General features: G+C 71.9%; 14 protein-coding genes. 10 read left to right on the top strand and 4 right to left on the bottom strand.

The window, feature by feature from the left end:
- Nucleotides 1-36: 36 nt before the first annotated feature.
- The 4 genes from ACFYL6_RS22960 (at nucleotide 37) to ACFYL6_RS22945 (ending at nucleotide 4385) form a co-directional block, all read left to right on the top strand.
- Complete coding sequence (locus tag ACFYL6_RS22960; protein ID WP_387174023.1) at nucleotides 37-1026, top strand: LacI family DNA-binding transcriptional regulator; 990 nt, start codon at nucleotides 37-39, stop codon at nucleotides 1024-1026.
- Between the two features lie 25 nt (nucleotides 1027-1051).
- Nucleotides 1052-2302, top strand: coding sequence for an extracellular solute-binding protein (locus ACFYL6_RS22955; RefSeq protein WP_387174021.1), 1251 nt, complete (start codon nucleotides 1052-1054; stop codon nucleotides 2300-2302).
- Between the two features lie 72 nt (nucleotides 2303-2374).
- Complete coding sequence (locus tag ACFYL6_RS22950) at nucleotides 2375-3496, top strand: carbohydrate ABC transporter permease (protein WP_387174019.1); 1122 nt, start codon at nucleotides 2375-2377, stop codon at nucleotides 3494-3496.
- Nucleotide 3497: 1 nt separating this feature from the next.
- Nucleotides 3498-4385 (top strand): carbohydrate ABC transporter permease, encoded by an 888-nt coding sequence (locus ACFYL6_RS22945; protein ID WP_387174017.1) that lies wholly within the window; start codon nucleotides 3498-3500, stop codon nucleotides 4383-4385.
- 41 nt (nucleotides 4386-4426) lie between these two features.
- On the opposite strand, the gene ACFYL6_RS22940 is transcribed toward ACFYL6_RS22945, so the two are convergent.
- Nucleotides 4427-5008, bottom strand: a complete 582-nt coding sequence (locus ACFYL6_RS22940; RefSeq protein WP_112586581.1) for a GNAT family N-acetyltransferase — start codon at nucleotides 5006-5008, stop codon at nucleotides 4427-4429.
- Between the two features lie 35 nt (nucleotides 5009-5043).
- Here ACFYL6_RS22940 and ACFYL6_RS22935 point away from each other — a divergent pair, with 35 nt between their 5' ends.
- Entirely contained in the window at nucleotides 5044-6318 is a 1275-nt protein-coding gene (locus ACFYL6_RS22935) for a glycosyltransferase 87 family protein (protein WP_387174015.1), read from the top strand.
- On the opposite strand, the gene ACFYL6_RS22930 is transcribed toward ACFYL6_RS22935, so the two are convergent.
- Nucleotides 6217-6768, bottom strand: a complete 552-nt coding sequence (locus tag ACFYL6_RS22930; protein WP_387174013.1) for a GNAT family N-acetyltransferase — start codon at nucleotides 6766-6768, stop codon at nucleotides 6217-6219. The two genes, ACFYL6_RS22935 and ACFYL6_RS22930, sit on opposite strands and share 102 nt — an antisense overlap.
- 79 nt (nucleotides 6769-6847) lie before the next feature.
- Between ACFYL6_RS22930 and ACFYL6_RS22925 the strand changes: the two genes are divergently transcribed.
- From ACFYL6_RS22925 to ACFYL6_RS22905, 5 genes are all read left to right on the top strand, one after another.
- Nucleotides 6848-8077, top strand: a complete 1230-nt coding sequence (locus tag ACFYL6_RS22925) for a winged helix-turn-helix domain-containing protein (RefSeq protein ID WP_387174011.1) — start codon at nucleotides 6848-6850, stop codon at nucleotides 8075-8077.
- Nucleotides 8078-8130: 53 nt separating this feature from the next.
- Nucleotides 8131-8670 carry a DUF2752 domain-containing protein gene (locus ACFYL6_RS22920; protein ID WP_387174120.1) on the top strand — a complete coding sequence of 180 codons (540 nt, stop codon included), beginning with the start codon at nucleotides 8131-8133 and terminating at the stop codon, nucleotides 8668-8670.
- A gap of 410 nt (nucleotides 8671-9080) precedes the next feature.
- Nucleotides 9081-9821 carry an FAD-dependent thymidylate synthase gene (gene thyX, locus ACFYL6_RS22915; protein WP_387174118.1) on the top strand — a complete coding sequence of 247 codons (741 nt, stop codon included), beginning with the start codon at nucleotides 9081-9083 and terminating at the stop codon, nucleotides 9819-9821.
- 47 nt (nucleotides 9822-9868) lie between these two features.
- On the top strand, nucleotides 9869-10795 hold the full coding sequence (gene dapA, locus ACFYL6_RS22910) for a 4-hydroxy-tetrahydrodipicolinate synthase (protein WP_238659486.1): 927 nt from the start codon (nucleotides 9869-9871) through the stop codon (nucleotides 10793-10795).
- A 52-nt stretch (nucleotides 10796-10847) separates the two neighbouring features.
- Nucleotides 10848-12536, top strand: coding sequence for a ribonuclease J (locus ACFYL6_RS22905; protein ID WP_124854118.1), 1689 nt, complete (start codon nucleotides 10848-10850; stop codon nucleotides 12534-12536).
- 64 nt (nucleotides 12537-12600) lie between these two features.
- Here the strand turns inward: ACFYL6_RS22905 and ACFYL6_RS22900 are convergent, their stop codons facing one another.
- Both ACFYL6_RS22900 and ACFYL6_RS22895 read right to left on the bottom strand, forming a co-directional pair.
- Complete coding sequence (locus ACFYL6_RS22900) at nucleotides 12601-14181, bottom strand: YbjN domain-containing protein (RefSeq protein WP_387174116.1); 1581 nt, start codon at nucleotides 14179-14181, stop codon at nucleotides 12601-12603.
- An 86-nt stretch (nucleotides 14182-14267) separates the two neighbouring features.
- The gene (locus tag ACFYL6_RS22895) at nucleotides 14268-14747 is read right to left on the bottom strand and encodes a YbjN domain-containing protein (protein ID WP_387174009.1); all 480 of its coding nucleotides are present in this window, start codon (nucleotides 14745-14747) and stop codon (nucleotides 14268-14270) included.
- Nucleotides 14748-14818 lie beyond the last annotated feature (71 nt).

The raw sequence follows: 14818 nt of genomic DNA, 5'->3' as shown, positions 1-14818 counted from the left end.
CCAAATTGGATCGTTCAAGATGGCGAGAGGGATTAAGTGGCCGAAAAGGTGACCATCGCGACGGTGGCCCGGCACGCCCGAGTCAGCCGGCAGACGGTGTCCAACGTGCTCAACAGCCCGCACATCGTGCGGCAGGAGACCCGTCAGCGGGTCGAGGACGCGATCAACGCGCTCGGCTACCGGGCCAACCAGGCCGCCCGACAGATGCGCACCGGCCGGTCCCGCCTCATCGCCGCCCGGATCGACCCGACCCGCGACGGCATCAACGGCTCCGTGCTCGACCGCTTCCTGCACGGCCTCACCGAGACCGCCGACGCCGCCGGCTACCGGGTGCTGCTCTACACCGCCACCGACGACGACCGGGAGATCGCCACCTACGGTGACCTGCTCGGCACCTACGAGTTGGACGCGTTCGTGCTGGTGGGCACCAAGTACGGCGACCCGCGTACCGAATGGCTCGCCGACCGGGACGTACCGTTCGTGACCTTCGGTCGCCCGTGGGACGCGCTCGACGCCCACCCCTGGGTGGACGTGGACGGCGCCGCCGGCACCGCCCAGGCCACCCGGCGTCTGCTGGACACCGGCCACCGCCGGATCGCCTTCATCGGCTGGCCGGTCGGCTCCGGCGTCGGCGACGACCGGCGTGCGGGCTGGCGCGACGCGCTGCACGCGGCCGGCGTCGACCCGACCGGGCTGCACCGGGAGACCGAGGACGGCATCGCCGAGGGCGAACGCCTGATGCGTGACCTGCTCGCCACCGACGCGCCGAGCGCCGTGGTCTGCGCCAGCGACTCGCTCGCCCTCGGCGCACTCCAGGCGATCCGCGGCGTCGACCCGCCCGTGTCGGTGATCGGCTTCGACGACACGCCGGTGGCCGCAGCGGTCGGGCTGACAAGCGTCAGCCAACCGCTCGGCGAGGCCGCCGCCCGCTGCGTGGACCTGCTCACCGGGGTCCTCGACGGCGACCACGAGACCCCCACCCCCGTGCTGCTCCAGCCCTCGTTGGCACTGCGGCACACCGCGTAGTCCCACCCCCCACCAGGAGAAACCCATGGCACCCCGAACAATCACCCGGGCAGCGGTGGCCGGCCTCACCGCCGTCGCCCTCCTCGGCTCCGCCGCCTGCGGCAGCGGCTTCGACGACTCCTCCGGCGACACCGCCCAGTCCAGCGGCCCGGCCAGCCTGCAGATCCTGATCGGCTCGTCCGGCGAGGCCGAGACCAAGGCCGTGCAGGACGCCGCCGCGAAGTGGGCCGGCAGCTCCGGCAACAGCGCGACGGTCACCCCGGCACAGGACCTCACCCAGCAACTCGGCCAGGCCCTCGCCGGCGGCACCCCGCCGGACGTCTTCTACGTGGACGCCGCCCAGTTCGCCAACTACGCCAGCGTCGGCGCCCTTGAGCCGTACGGCGACAAGGTCAGCAACTCGGGCGACTTCTACGAGAGCCTGCGCACCACCTTCACGTACGACGGCAAGCTCTACTGCGCGCCCAAGGACTTCTCGACCCTGGCCCTGCAGATCAACACCGACATGTGGACCAGGGCCGGGCTGACCGACGCCGACGTGCCGACGACCTGGGAGCAGCTCACCGCCACCGCCCAGAAGATCAAGGCCAAGGGGCAGGTTCCGCTGGCCCTCGGTGACACCCGGGACCGGATCGGCGCCTTCATGGTGCAGAACGGCGGCTGGCTGGTGAGCAAGGATGGCAAGCAGCCCACCGCCGACACCCCGGAGAACCTCGCCGCCCTCCAGTACGTCAAGACCATGCTCAGCACCGGTCTGGCCAAGTACCCGAAGCAGCTCGACGCCGGCTGGTCCGGTGAGGCGTTCGGCAAGGGCAAGGCGGTGATGACCATCGAGGGCAACTGGATCAAGGGTGCCCTGCAGAACGACTTCCCGAACGTGAAGTACAAGGTCGTGGCGCTGCCGGCCGGCCCCAAGGGGCAGGGCACGCTCTCCTTCACCCAGTGCTGGGGCATCGCCGCGAAGAGCAAGTACAAGGATCAGGCGATCAAGTTCGTCGAGGCGATGACCAGCGGCGAGCAGCAGATGACCTTCGCGAAGGCGTTCGGTGTCATGCCGTCCCGCCAGTCGGCGCGCGACCAGTACACCGCCGCCTTCCCGGCGGACAAGGTGTTCATCGACGGCGTCGCGTACGCCCAGGGCCCGGTGAACGCCCCGAAGATGGACAGCGTCCTCAAGGACCTCGACACCGGTCTGCAGGGGCTGGCCAACGGCGACCCGAAGACCGTGTTGCAGAACTTCGACAAGAACGCCAAGGCGGCGCTCGGCGGCAGCTGAGGTGATGGCGGGGGCCCCGGCGACCACCGGGGCCCCCGCCGCACGTCGGCCGGAGAGAGGAGGGGAGGGAAGATGGCAACCGAGACACTGACCGCCGTGGCGACCGCCCGCGGGGCCGGCCCCCGTCGAGGCCGGGGCGGCATCCGGAGCAACGAGAACCTCGCCGGCTGGCTCTTCGTCGCGCCGGTGATCGTCATTCTGGGGCTGTTCCTGCTGCTGCCGATCCTGATGGCGCTCTGGGTCAGCCTGACCGACTGGAACGGCCAGGGCAGCCCGTTCACCGGCGACGTCCCGTTCGTCGGCGCGCACAACTACACCCAGTTGTTCACCGAGGACGGGCTGGCCCGCCGCGACTTCATGACCAGCATCCGCAACAACATCTACTACGTGGCGATCGTGGTGCCGGCGCAGACCGTGCTCGCGCTCGGACTGGCGTTGGTCGTCAACAACCGGATGCTCAAGGGCAAGAGCTTCTTCCGCAGCGCCTTCTACTTCCCCTCGGTGACCAGCTCCGTCGCGATCAGCGTGGTGTTCCTGTTCCTCTTCGCCAACTCCGGCGCCGTCAACGCGCTGCTCGGCGTCGTCGGGATCGACGGCCCGGAGTGGTTCGCCGACTCCCGGGGCGTGCTGCACCTGCTGTTCGGCGCGGTCGGCGTCGACTCGCCACCGGCGGCACTGGCCGACGGCGGCCCGTTCGGGCTGAGCTGGTGGGACTGGCTGGCCGGCCCGAGCGTGGCGATGGTCTCGATCATCACGCTGGTCGTCTGGACCACCTCCGGCACCTTCATGCTGATGTTCCTGGCCGGGCTGCAGAACGTGCCGGTCAGCCTGGACGAGGCGAGCACCCTCGACGGCGCGTCCCGGTGGCAGCGCTTCCGGTACGTCACCCTGCCGATGATCAGGCCCACCACCTTCCTGGTGCTCACCCTCGGCATGATCGGCTCCTGGCAGGTCTTCGACCAGGTGTACGTGATGAGCCAGGGCGACCCGGCCAAGACCACGCTCACCCCGGCGTACCTGTCGTACCGGACCGCCTTCCGGGACTTCGACTACGGCTCGGGCGCGGCGATCTCGTTCGTCCTGTTCCTGATCATCATCGTGCTCACCCTGATCCAGCGCCGGGCGCTGGCCGAGCGCGACACCGACCGGCCGCGCCGCGGCCGGTGGCGTCGGCGCGTACCGGAAAGGTCCTGAGATGGCCGTGCTCACCGACCGCCCGGCGGCGGTGCCCGAGCGGCGGCACCAGCGCGCGGCCCGCACCCTGGCCACCCGTTTCCTGGGGTACGCCACGCTTGTCTTCTTCGGGTTGGTGTTCCTCTACCCGTTCGTCATCCAGCTCGGCAACGCGCTCAAGACCGAACCCGACGCGGCGGCGAACCCGCTGTCACCGTTTCCGGACCCGCTCACGCTGGCCGGCTTCGAACGGATCTTCGCCGGCACCAACTTCCCCCTGTGGCTGGGCAACTCGCTGCTGGTGACGGTGCTGGTCACCATCGGCCGGGTCTTCTTCGACTCGCTCGCCGGGTACGCGCTGGCCCGGCTGCGGTTCCGGGGTCGGGGCGGCCTCTTCGCCGCCGTCATCGCGGTGATGGCGGTGCCCGGAGTGGTACTGCTGATCCCGAAGTTCCTGGTGCTCAACCAGCTCGGCCTCTACAACAGCTACGCCGGGCTGGTGGTGCCGCTGCTGGCCGACGCGGCGGGCGTGTTCATCATGAAGCAGTTCTTCGAGTCGATCCCGTTGAGTGTCGAGGAGGCCGCCCGGATCGACGGGGCGAGCATCTTCCGTACCTTCTGGTCGGTGGTGCTGCCGATGGCGAAACCGGCGCTGATCACCCTCACCATCCTGTCGTTCCAGGGCTCCTGGAACGAGTTCCCGCACAGCCTGGTGTCGGTGCAGGACCCGGACCTGTTCACCCTGCCGCGCGGGTTGGCCGACCTGGTCAGCGGCTCGCTCGGCAAGGGCACCCAGTACCCGCTCAAGCTGGGCGCCGCGCTGCTGGCCACTATCCCGGTGGCGATCATCTTCGTGGTGTTCCAGCGGTACTTCGTCCGCGACGCGAACGACGGCTCGGACAAGGGTTGACCGGCCCGGTGTGGCGGCCCGGCTGGGGCCGCCACACCGGTTCACTCGGCCGGTACCTTCTCGGTCGGCACGCCCACGTGCAGGCGCACCTGCGGCACCAACATGTCGTCGACGTCCAGCGCGCGGGCCGCGCCGTCGGGCTCCCACCCGGTGCTGGTGAGGAACTTGCGGGTCGCCTCGTCACCGTCGAAGGCCCAGGCCACCGCCCGACTCATCCCGTCCTCCCGCCACAGGTCGACGGCGGCGGCGAGCAGCCGACTCCCGTGCCCGCGCCGACCCCAGCGCGGCTCCACCAACAGATCGGTCACCGCGGCCACGTCCGGGCCGAGCGCGTCGGCCGGCTCACCCGGGGCCAACGCCTCGCCGTCGGCCGGGCCGGAGGCGGCGAACCCCACCAGATACGATTGCTCGGCCTGTTCGACGGCGACCAGCACCCGGTGCGCGCCCGAGGGCGGCTCCAGCACCGCGGCGCTCCACCGCCGGGCGAGGAACGCCTCGTCCAGGTTGTCGAGCACATGCCGAGGCAGGATCCGGCGGTACGCGACCCGCCAGGTCGCGAGCTGGATGCGTGCGATCTCGCCGGCGTCCTCGGGACGCGCCGGGCGGACGTACCCGAGAGCCATGGGACGGAAGCCTACGCAGGGCGAGGGAGACGACGGTGGCGCAGGGTGCCAACAGGACGACCGCGCAGGTCGTCGGGGTGGTGGTGCTCGCCGCGGCGGTCACCGGGTTCCTCGCCGTCGCGGCCGTCCGGCACGGTTTCTTCGACCTGAAGGTCTACTACGGCGCGCTGACCTGGTGGGTGCACGACGGCGGCGAGATCTACGACTACCTCAAGCCGGGCACCCAGTACGGCTTCACCTACCCGCCGTTCGCCGCGCTGGTCATGCTGCCGATGGCGTACCTGCCGTGGTCGGCCGCGATCGTGGTGAGCGTGCTCGCCAGCGTGGCCACCACCACGGTGCTGATCTGGTGGCTTGTCGACCCGATCGCCCGCCGCGCCGGCTGGACCCGGTGGTTCGCCCTCGCCGTGGCGCTCTGCCTGGCCGCCGCGTTCGAGCCGATGCGGGAGACGGTCAACTTCGGCCAGGTCAACACGCTGCTGCTCTTCCTGGTGGCGGTGGACCTGCTGCGGCTGCTGCCGGCCGGCAACCGGTGGACCGGGGTGGGTATCGGGCTCGCCACGGCGATCAAACTGACCCCTGGCGTGTTCATCGTCTACCTGCTGGTGACCGGGCGGTGGCGGGCGGCGCTCACCGCCAGCGGCACGGCCGCCGGGGTGTCGCTGCTGGCCGCCGCGCTCTTCCCGGACGCGTCCCGGGAGTTCTGGACCGAGGCGCTGTGGAACACCGGACGGGTGGGCGAGTTGGCCTTCGTCTCCAACCAGTCGCTGCGCGGGGTGGTCGCCCGGCTCGACCCGGAGCACCCGAACACCCTGCTGTGGCTCCTGCTGGTGCTGGGCACCCTGGCGCTCTGGGCCTGGCGGTCGAGGGCTGCCGTCGCGGCCGGCGACGAGGCGAGCGGCCTGGCGCTGACCGGCGCGGTGATGTGCCTGGTCAGCCCGGTCACCTGGGTGCACCACCTGGTCTGGCTGCTGCCCGCGTTGATCCTGCTGGTCGACAACGCGATGGCCGCGCCGGCCGGCCGCCGACGGCGGGTCCTGCTGGTCGCCGCGACCATCGGGTACGCGCTGCTGATCAGCCGGACCGTCTGGTTCTGGGAGAAGGACTTCACCGGTGTCGATGGCTTCCTGGGCAGCAACGCCTACGTGTGGATCAGCCTGGCGCTGCTGGCCTTCCTGCCGATCCGCCGGTGGCTGACCCCGGGTGGCTCAGCGGTCGAGGCGCCCGGCGTACCGCAGCTCGACCAGCCCGACCGGCGGGCCCCCGCCGGCCAGCGGCACCTGGTAGGTCGACCGCTCACCGTCCGGTGACAGCCCGACACGCTCGTAGAACCGGCGGGCCCGCCGGTTGTCCGCCAGCACCCACAGCCGGTAGTCGGTCCAGCCTCGCTCGATGAGCCCGGCGCGAGCGGCGTCGAGCAGGACTCTGGCCGTCCCGTCACCCCAGAACGCCGGCTCCACGTAGAGCGCCAGCACCTCGCCGACCGTCGGGTCCAGGTCGTCGCGGTCCTGGTTGCGGCGGTACGGCCCGAACGTGGTGAAGCCGACGACCGACCCGTCCACCTCGCCCAGCAGGGTGGTGAACGGATGCTCCGGATCGGCGGTGCCGACGTCGCGACGACGCTGCGCCCAGGCCACCACGTTGAGCCGCCCCAGCACCTCGTCCGGCATGACGCCGGCATAGCCGGCCTGCCAGCCGTGCACGTGTACCCGGGCGACCGCCTCGGCGTCGTCCGGCTCCTCCCGACGGATGGTCAGCATTGCACCGTTCTATGCCCCGTTGGTCGTCGCGTCCAGCTTCCCGCACCGGCGTCGTACCGATGAATTAAGGTCGCCGACGATGACCGCACCGGAATCACTCTCGCTCGCCCAGGCCCGCCGCGTCGCGCTCGCCGCCCAGGGCTTCGCCGACCCGGCGCCGACGGGCGTGCCCACCCGCCGGCACCTGCGTCGGGTGCTGGGCCGGGTCGGGCTGATCCAGATGGACTCGGTCAACGTGCTGCAACGCGCGCACTACCTGCCGCTCTACAGCCGGCTCGGGCCCTACCCGACCACCCTGCTCGACCAGGCCGCCTACCGGCGCCCACGCGAGCTTTTCGAATACTGGGGCCACGAGGCGTCGCTCGTCCCGGTCGAGCTGCACCCGATGCTGCGCTGGCGGATGGCCCGCGCGCACAGCGAATCCTGGGGCGGCATGCGACGGATCGCCCAGGAGCAGCCGGAGCTGGTCGCCTGGGTCCGGGACGAGGTGGCCGCCCGCGGGCCGCTGACCGCCGCCGAGATCGAGCACGACGCGCCCCGGGAAACCGGCAACTGGGGGTGGAACTGGTCGGCGGTCAAGCGGGCGTTGGAGTTCCTGTTCTGGGCCGGGGAGGTGGCCGCCGCCGAGCGCAGCACCTCCTTCGCCCGCCGCTACGACCTGCCCGAGCGGGTGCTGCCCGCCGCGGTGCTGTCCGCGCCCACCCCGACCGACGCCGAGGCGTACCGCACGCTGGTGGCCCTCGCCGCGCGGTCGCTCGGGGTGGCCGCCGAGCCGGAGCTACGCGACTACTTCCGGTTGCCGCTGGCCGGCGCCCGGCAGGCCGTCGCGGAGCTGGTCGAGGCCGGTGAGCTGGTCCCGGTCACCGTGGCGGGCTGGCGACAGCCGGCGTGGCTGCACGCGTCCGCCCGGCTGCCCCGCTGGGTGCGGGGCAACACACTGGTCAGCCCCTTCGATCCGCTGATCTGGGAACGTGCCCGCACCGAGCGGCTGTTCGACTTCAGCTACCGGATCGAGATCTACGTCCCGGCGCCACAGCGGGTCTACGGCTACTACGTGTTGCCGTTCCTGCAGGGCGACCGGTTCACCGCCCGGGTCGACCTGAAGGCCGATCGGAAGGCCGGGGTGCTGCTGGTCCCGGCCGCCTGGCTCGAACCCGGCGCCGACCCGGGGGAGACCGCGGTGGCACTCGCCGCCGAGCTGTACCGGCTCGCCGGCTGGCTCGGCCTGGACGCGGTGGCACCGCCCGCGGCCGGCGACCTGGCCGGTCCGCTCACCGCCGCGTTGGCCGGCGTGTCCGGTGTACCGTGAGGCGCGTGACGAGCGCTCCCGGACCGGTCGACCAGCCGCAGCCCGCCCCCGGCGTGGTGCACACGGTGCCGCCGGGCTTCGGCCCCGGGGGCGCGGGTCCGGAGGGCTGGCCGGCGACCCCGCCGGGTGGCTACCCGGCGCCCGAGCCGGACCGGCTCACCCGGTTCGTGCTGCGGCTCTACGAGCGTTCCCCGCGCTGGGCGGTGCCGTTGGCCGCGCTGGGTTGCGTCGCCATCGGGATGAGCTACGCGCTGGTCAGCAACCCGACCCACGCCGACCCGGACGCCGCGCCCACCTGTCTGCTCAAGTTGACCACCGGGCTGGACTGCCCGGGCTGTGGTGGCACCCGAGCACTCTGGTACGTGCTGCACGGCGACCTCCCGGCTGCCGCCCGGCACCACTTCCTGTTCGTCTTCGCGTTGCCGTTCCTCGCGTACCTCTTCGTGGCCTGGGCGGGAAGCCAGGCGTTCGGTTGGCGCCTGCCCGAGCTGCGGATCAGCTCGAAGGTCATCGGCGGTTTCCTGGCCGCGTGGCTGGTCTTCTCGGTGTTGCGCAACCTGCCGTGGGCGCCGTTCACGTCGCTCTACGTCTGACCCGCCCGGCCCGGTGCTCCCATGGCCGGCAACGCGCGTCGTGAAGGCCGCCGCGGGCCCCTCCAGGGGTGACTGGACCTTGCCGTACCCCCTGTAGAGCTGCCCCAGATGTGGGGCAGGGCGCACGGGCGGTCGGACACGGTGCGCGGCAGGTGTCCGGCCACCTTCCCACGGCGGCGGCTCGGGCCGACCGCGCCAGCCCTTGCCCCACGGTTGGGGCAGCTCTACAGGCAGCCGGCGAGGTGTCGAGGATCGACGCGGGGCGCGGGCGGGCTTGTCGAGATCTTGAACACCTATGTCCCCGCTGCTTCGGGAAGCTCGGCGATTTGGCTGCGGCTGGGCGGTTTCTGCACCGCGAGCCCGAGTTGGGTGCGGGGCCGCCGCCCACTACAGTCCCAGGAATGCCGGACATGGTGCAGCCCCAGGTCAAGTTGATCGCGTGGACCCAATTCGCGGCCCCGGACGACGTGCCGTGGTCGACCGACGCGGAGGGTGGCCAGGCGCTCGCCGAGTTCGCCGGCCGGGCCTGCTACCAGTCGTGGAAGAAGCCGAACCCGGCGACCGCCACCAACGCCGGCTACCTGGCGCACATCCTCGAAGTGGGCCACCTGAGCGTGCTGGAGCACGGGTCGGTCACCTTCTACTTCACCGGGGTGTCCCGCTCCTTCACCCACGAGCTGATCCGGCACCGGCACTTCTCGTACTCCCAGCTGTCCCAGCGCTACGTCCCGGAGCGGGACGCGGCCATGGTCGAGCCGGCGGTCATCGCCGACGACCCGGAGCTGCACAAGAAGTTCGTGGAGGCCGCCGAGGCGAGCGTTCGGGCGTACACCGAGTTGCTGGAGGGCCTGGAGCAGCGCTTCTCCGACGAGCCGAACCCGACGCTGCGCCGCAAGCAGGCGCGGCAGGCGGCCCGGGCGGTGCTGCCCAACGCCACCGAGACCCGGATCGTGATCTCCGGCAACTACCGGGCCTGGCGGCACTTCGTCGCCATGCGGGCCACCGAGCACGCCGATGTGGAGATCCGTGAGCTGGCCGTGGAGTGCCTGCGCCAGCTCCAGGGTGTCGCCCCGAACGTGTTCGCCGACTTCGTGATCTCCACGCTGCCGGACGGCACCGAAGTGGCGGCCAGCCCGCACGAGGCGTCCTGAGCCCTTCCCCGGCAGGCCCCGGCTGGTCGTCCGCTAGGTTGGAGGGTATGACGCACGACCACCTCGACGCCGCGGCCCGACCGGCGTCCCGCCCCTTCGGCCGGCTGCTCACAGCCATGGTGAGCCCGTTCACCCCCGACGGTTCCCTCGATCTCGACGGCGCCGCCCGGCTGGCGAGCCACCTGGTCGACGAGCAGGGCAACGACGCGCTGGTGGTCAACGGCACCACCGGCGAGTCGCCGACCACCACCGAGGCGGAGAAGGAGCAGCTGATCCGGGCCGTGGTGGAGGCCGTCGGTGACCGCGCCAAGGTGGTCGCGGGCGTCGGCACCAACGACACCCGGCACACCATCGAGCTGGCCGCCGCCGCCGAGAAGGCGGGTGCGCACGGCCTGCTGGTGGTCACCCCGTACTACAACAAGCCGCCGCAGAGCGGGTTGCTGCGCCACTTCACCGCGGTGGCCGACGCCACCGGCCTGCCGGTGATGCTGTACGACATCCCGCACCGCTCGGGCGTGCCGATCGACACCGAGACGTTGGTCCGGCTCGCCGAACACGGCCGGATCGTCGCGGTCAAGGACGCCAAGGGCGACCTGACCGCCACCAGCTGGGTCACCAGCCGGACCAGCCTCGCCTTCTACTGCGGCGAGGACGCCCTCACCCTGCCGGCGCTGGCCGTCGGCTCCGTGGGCGTGGTCGGCACCTCGACGCACTTCACCGGGGCGCTGACCGCACAGATGATCGAGGCGTACGACGCGGGGGACATGCCGACCGCGCTGACCCTGCACCGGCGGCTGCTGCCGCTGTTCACCGGCATCTTCCGTACCCAGGGCACCATCCTGGTGAAGGCGGGCCTGGCGTCGCTGGGCCTGCCGGCCGGCCCGGTGCGACCCCCGCTCGTGGACGCCACCGACGACGAGATCGCCCAGCTGCGCGCGGACTTCGCGGCAGCGGGCCTGGAGCTGCCCGAATGAACGAACGACACGATGGACGTCGAGTAACGGCGTCGCAGAATGAGGTGGACGCGTGACCGAGGCGCACATCGAGGCGGAACTACCCCCGCCGCTGCCGGAAGGTGGCCTGCGGATCATCCCGCTCGGCGGGCTCGGCGCCATCGGTCGGAACATGACCGTCTTCGAGTACGACGGCAAGCTGCTGATCGTCGACTGCGGGGTTCTGTTCCCCGACGTCGAGCAGCCGGGTGTGGACCTGATCCTGCCCGACTTCGGTCCGATCCTGGACCGGCTGGCCGACGTCCAGGCGATCGTGCTGACGCACGGTCACGAGGATCACATCGGCGCGGTGCCGTACCTGCTCGCCCACAAGCCCGACATCCCCCTGGTCGGCTCACAGTTCACCCTCGCCCTGGTCGAGGCGAAGTTGGCCGAGCGGCGCATCCAGCCGTACACGCTGACCGTGCGGGAGGGCGGCCGCGAGCGGCTCGGCCCGTTCGAGTGTGAGTTCTTCGCGGTCAACCACTCGATCCCGGACGCCCTCGCGGTGGCCATCCGCACCCCTGCCGGTCTGGTGCTGCACACCGGTGACTTCAAGATGGACCAGCTGCCGCTGGACGGCCGGATCACCGACCTGGCCGGTTTCGCCCGGCTCGGCGCCGAGGGCGTCGACCTGCTGCTGTCCGACTCCACCAACGCGGAGATCCCCGGTTTCGTCACCCCGGAGCGGGAGATCGGGCCGGTGCTCGACTCGATCTTCGCGAAGGCCAAGGGCCGGATCATCGTGGCCTCGTTCGCCTCGCACGTGCACCGCGTGCAGCAGGTCTTCGACTCCGCCGCCGAACACGGCCGCAAGGTCGCGCTGATCGGCCGGTCCATGGTCCGCAACATGGGCATCGCCCGGGACCTCGGCCTGCTCAACATCCCGGCCGGCCTGGTCATCGGGATCGAGGAGGCGACCACGCTGCCGCCGGAGCAGATCGTGTTGATGTCCACCGGTTCCCAGGGTGAGCCGATGAGCGCGCTGGGCCGGATGGCCAGCGGCGACCACCGGCACATCACCATCGCCCCCGGTGACACCGTCGTGCTGGCCTCCTCACTGGTGCCCGGCAACGAGACCTCGGTCTACCGGGTGATCAACCGGCTCGCCCGCGCCGGCGCGGTGGTCGTGCACAAGGACGTAGCCAAGGTGCACGTCTCCGGGCACGCCCCCGCCGGGGAACTGCTCTACCTGCTCAACGTGGTCCGGCCCAGCAACCTGATGCCCGTGCACGGCGAGTGGCGTCACCTGCGCGCCCACGCCCGGCTCGGCATCGAATCCGGGGTCGCCGCCGACCGGGTGGTGATCTGCGAGGACGGCGACGTGGTCGACCTGGTCGAGGGCCGCGCCAGCCTGGTCGGTCACGTGAAGAGCCGGTACGTCTACGTGGACGGCCTCGCCGTCGGTGACGTCAGCGAGTCGCTGCTCACCGAACGGCGGATCCTCGGTGACGGCGGTTTCATCGCCACCACCGTGGTCGTCGACTCGGTCACCGGCAAGGTGGTCGCCGGCCCGACGCTCTCCGCGAAGGGTTTCTCCGAGGACCCGGAGGCGTTCAACCCGGTGGTGCCGCTGGTCACCGAGGCGCTCAACCGGGCCGCGGCGGACGGCATCACCGACCCGCACCAGCTCCAGCAGATCGTCCGGCGGACCGTGGGGCGCTGGGTCAACGACAAGTACCGTCGTCGACCGATGATCGTGCCCACCGTCGTCGAGGTCTGAGCAACGTCCGCTGACGCCGGTCCACCCGAACGGGGGTGGGCCGGCGTCCGCCGTACCCGGGAGGTCAGGGCAGCGCGGCGACGGCCTCGGCGTACGCGACGCCGGTGGCGATGGCGGCGTCCATGAGGACCCGCAGCTGCGCCGGGGCGACCCCGTGCGCCAGGTCGGTGGCCACGTCGCCGGCCAGCACCAACTCGTCGCCGAGGTCGTGTGCGTACGCCTTGGGTAGCAGCCGGTCGTGGTTCCACGCGTTGCAGAAGGCGTACGCCTCGGCGCGGCGGGCCGCCGGCAGCCGGCGGTTGGCCATGGCGCGCGCGTGCAGCACCTCACCGCGTTCACCGGCGCGCCGGAACTGGATCACCGCGCCCTCCCAGTGGCCGACCACGGTCTCGCCCTCGTCCACCAGGTACCGGTCGCCACGCCCGTCCAGGATCGCGGTGATCATGGTGAGGGAGAGCGCCGACAACTCACGTTCGCCCAGCTCGACCTCGGCGTCGGAGCGGTCGGTGTCGGGCTCGTCGAGCCCGTCGGGTTCGTCGGCTTCGTCGTCGTCGGTGGGCAGCGCAACCGACGCCGCGAGTGGCCGCTCGGCCAGCCAGGCGGCCATCCGCCCGGAGTGGTGCCCGGTGCCGTTGCGCGCGTCGAAGCTGCCGGCCAACTCGCTGGCCACCCCGAGCAGCAGCGCCCCGAGCGCGGCGACGTCCACCTCGGCGGCGGTCCGCTCGCCGTACGCCGGGCGGGGCATCGTCCGCCCACCCAGCGCGGCGTCGGCGGCCAGCCCGCAGACCAGTGCCCCGGCGGCGGCGAACTCCATGGCGGCGAGATCGTCGGTCGGCCGGTCCAGCCGGGGCAGCTGCTCGGCCAGGATGGCCAGCCCCCGTTCCAGGTGCCCGCCCAGCGCGCAGAACCGCAGGTGCGCGGCGATGTGCGGGAACGCCGCCCGTTCGCGCCGGTGCCGGCGGTACGCCCGTACGTGTGCCGCCGCCGCCCGCGCCGGCTCGCCGGTGCGCAGTGCCGGCAGCAGACCGGCGACCAGGTCCCGCTCGGGTTGGTCGGTGCAGGACTGCGGGTCGCCGTCGGATTCGGCCAGCTCGGTGAGCGCGGCGGCCCACTCGCCCCAGCCGGCCAGCAGTTCGGCGCGCCGGGCCGAGGCGCAGCCCGGGCAGCCGCCGGCCGGGCCGGGCCGTTGTCCGGACCATCGCTCGTACCAGTGCCGGGCGGTGGGCTCGTCGCCCAGGTGATCGGCGATCCGGCAGTGCAGCTCCGCGACGGTGGGAGTGTCCGGACCATCGGCGCCGACCCGGTGGGCCAGGTCGTGCAGCAGGGACCGGGTCTGGTCCAGGCCGACCCGGGGGGTGCCGAGCAGCGCCTCCACCGCGTACCGCTGGTAGCGCAGCAGCAGCCCGGTCTCGGTTTCGGTGAGCAGGTCGGGTCGGTGGTCGGCGGCGGCCCGGCAGCGCCGGACCGGCTCGACCAGACGCCACCGCTCCCCGTGCAGCAGGTACGCCTCGATCAGCGCGAACCGCGCGTCCATCCCGGACCGCACGTCGCCGGCCGCGTCGGCGCGCTCGGCGAGGCGTTCCAGGGCCACCTGCCGGGCCGGGCTGTCGGGGAGGTCCCGGGCCTCGGCGAGCGCGGCCTCCAACGCCGGTACGCGGCCGCGCGCGAGGCGGTCACCGGGACCGGTGGGTGGCGTGCCGGTACGGCTGCCGGTGAACTCGTCCCGGCCGGTCACGACGGCACCGCGCCGGGCAGTCGACGGACCGCCACGGCCAGCTGGCAGCCGGTGGAGATGCCACAGTCGAGCAGTTGGTCGAGCTGGTGTGGGGTCACGCCGCGTTCCAGGTCGGTGATCACCTCTCCGTACACCCGGGCCCGACCGTCGTCGTCGACGTGCACGAACGCCTTCGGCCAGAGCCGGTCGTGGTTCCAGGAGTTGCAGAACGCGTACAGGTCCGGCACCCGTTCGATGCCGAAGGTCGGATCGACCATGGTGCGGATCTGGAGCAGCTCCCCGTCGCCGCCGACGCGGAGGAACCAGATCAGGTTGTCGTCGAAGTGGCCCACCAACTCGTCGTCCGGGGTCAGGCCGACGGACCGGCCGCGGGCAGCGAGCACCGCGGCGACCAGTTCGCCGGTCAGCGGACGCAGTGCGCCAGGGTGCCCGGCCAGCGGATCGTCCGGATCGCCCTCGATTTCCGGCGACGCCATGGGGCATCCCTTCTGAGGCGGATATCACGACCGGCGGTGGGGTTCGTGTTACGACGCGCGGACACGACCCG

Source organism: Micromonospora sp. NPDC007208, from assembly GCF_042869175.1.
Classification (GTDB): domain Bacteria; phylum Actinomycetota; class Actinomycetes; order Mycobacteriales; family Micromonosporaceae; genus Micromonospora; species Micromonospora foliorum.
The sequence above is the reverse complement of the archived record's forward strand: the minus strand, read 5'-3'. Positions and strand labels throughout refer to the sequence as shown.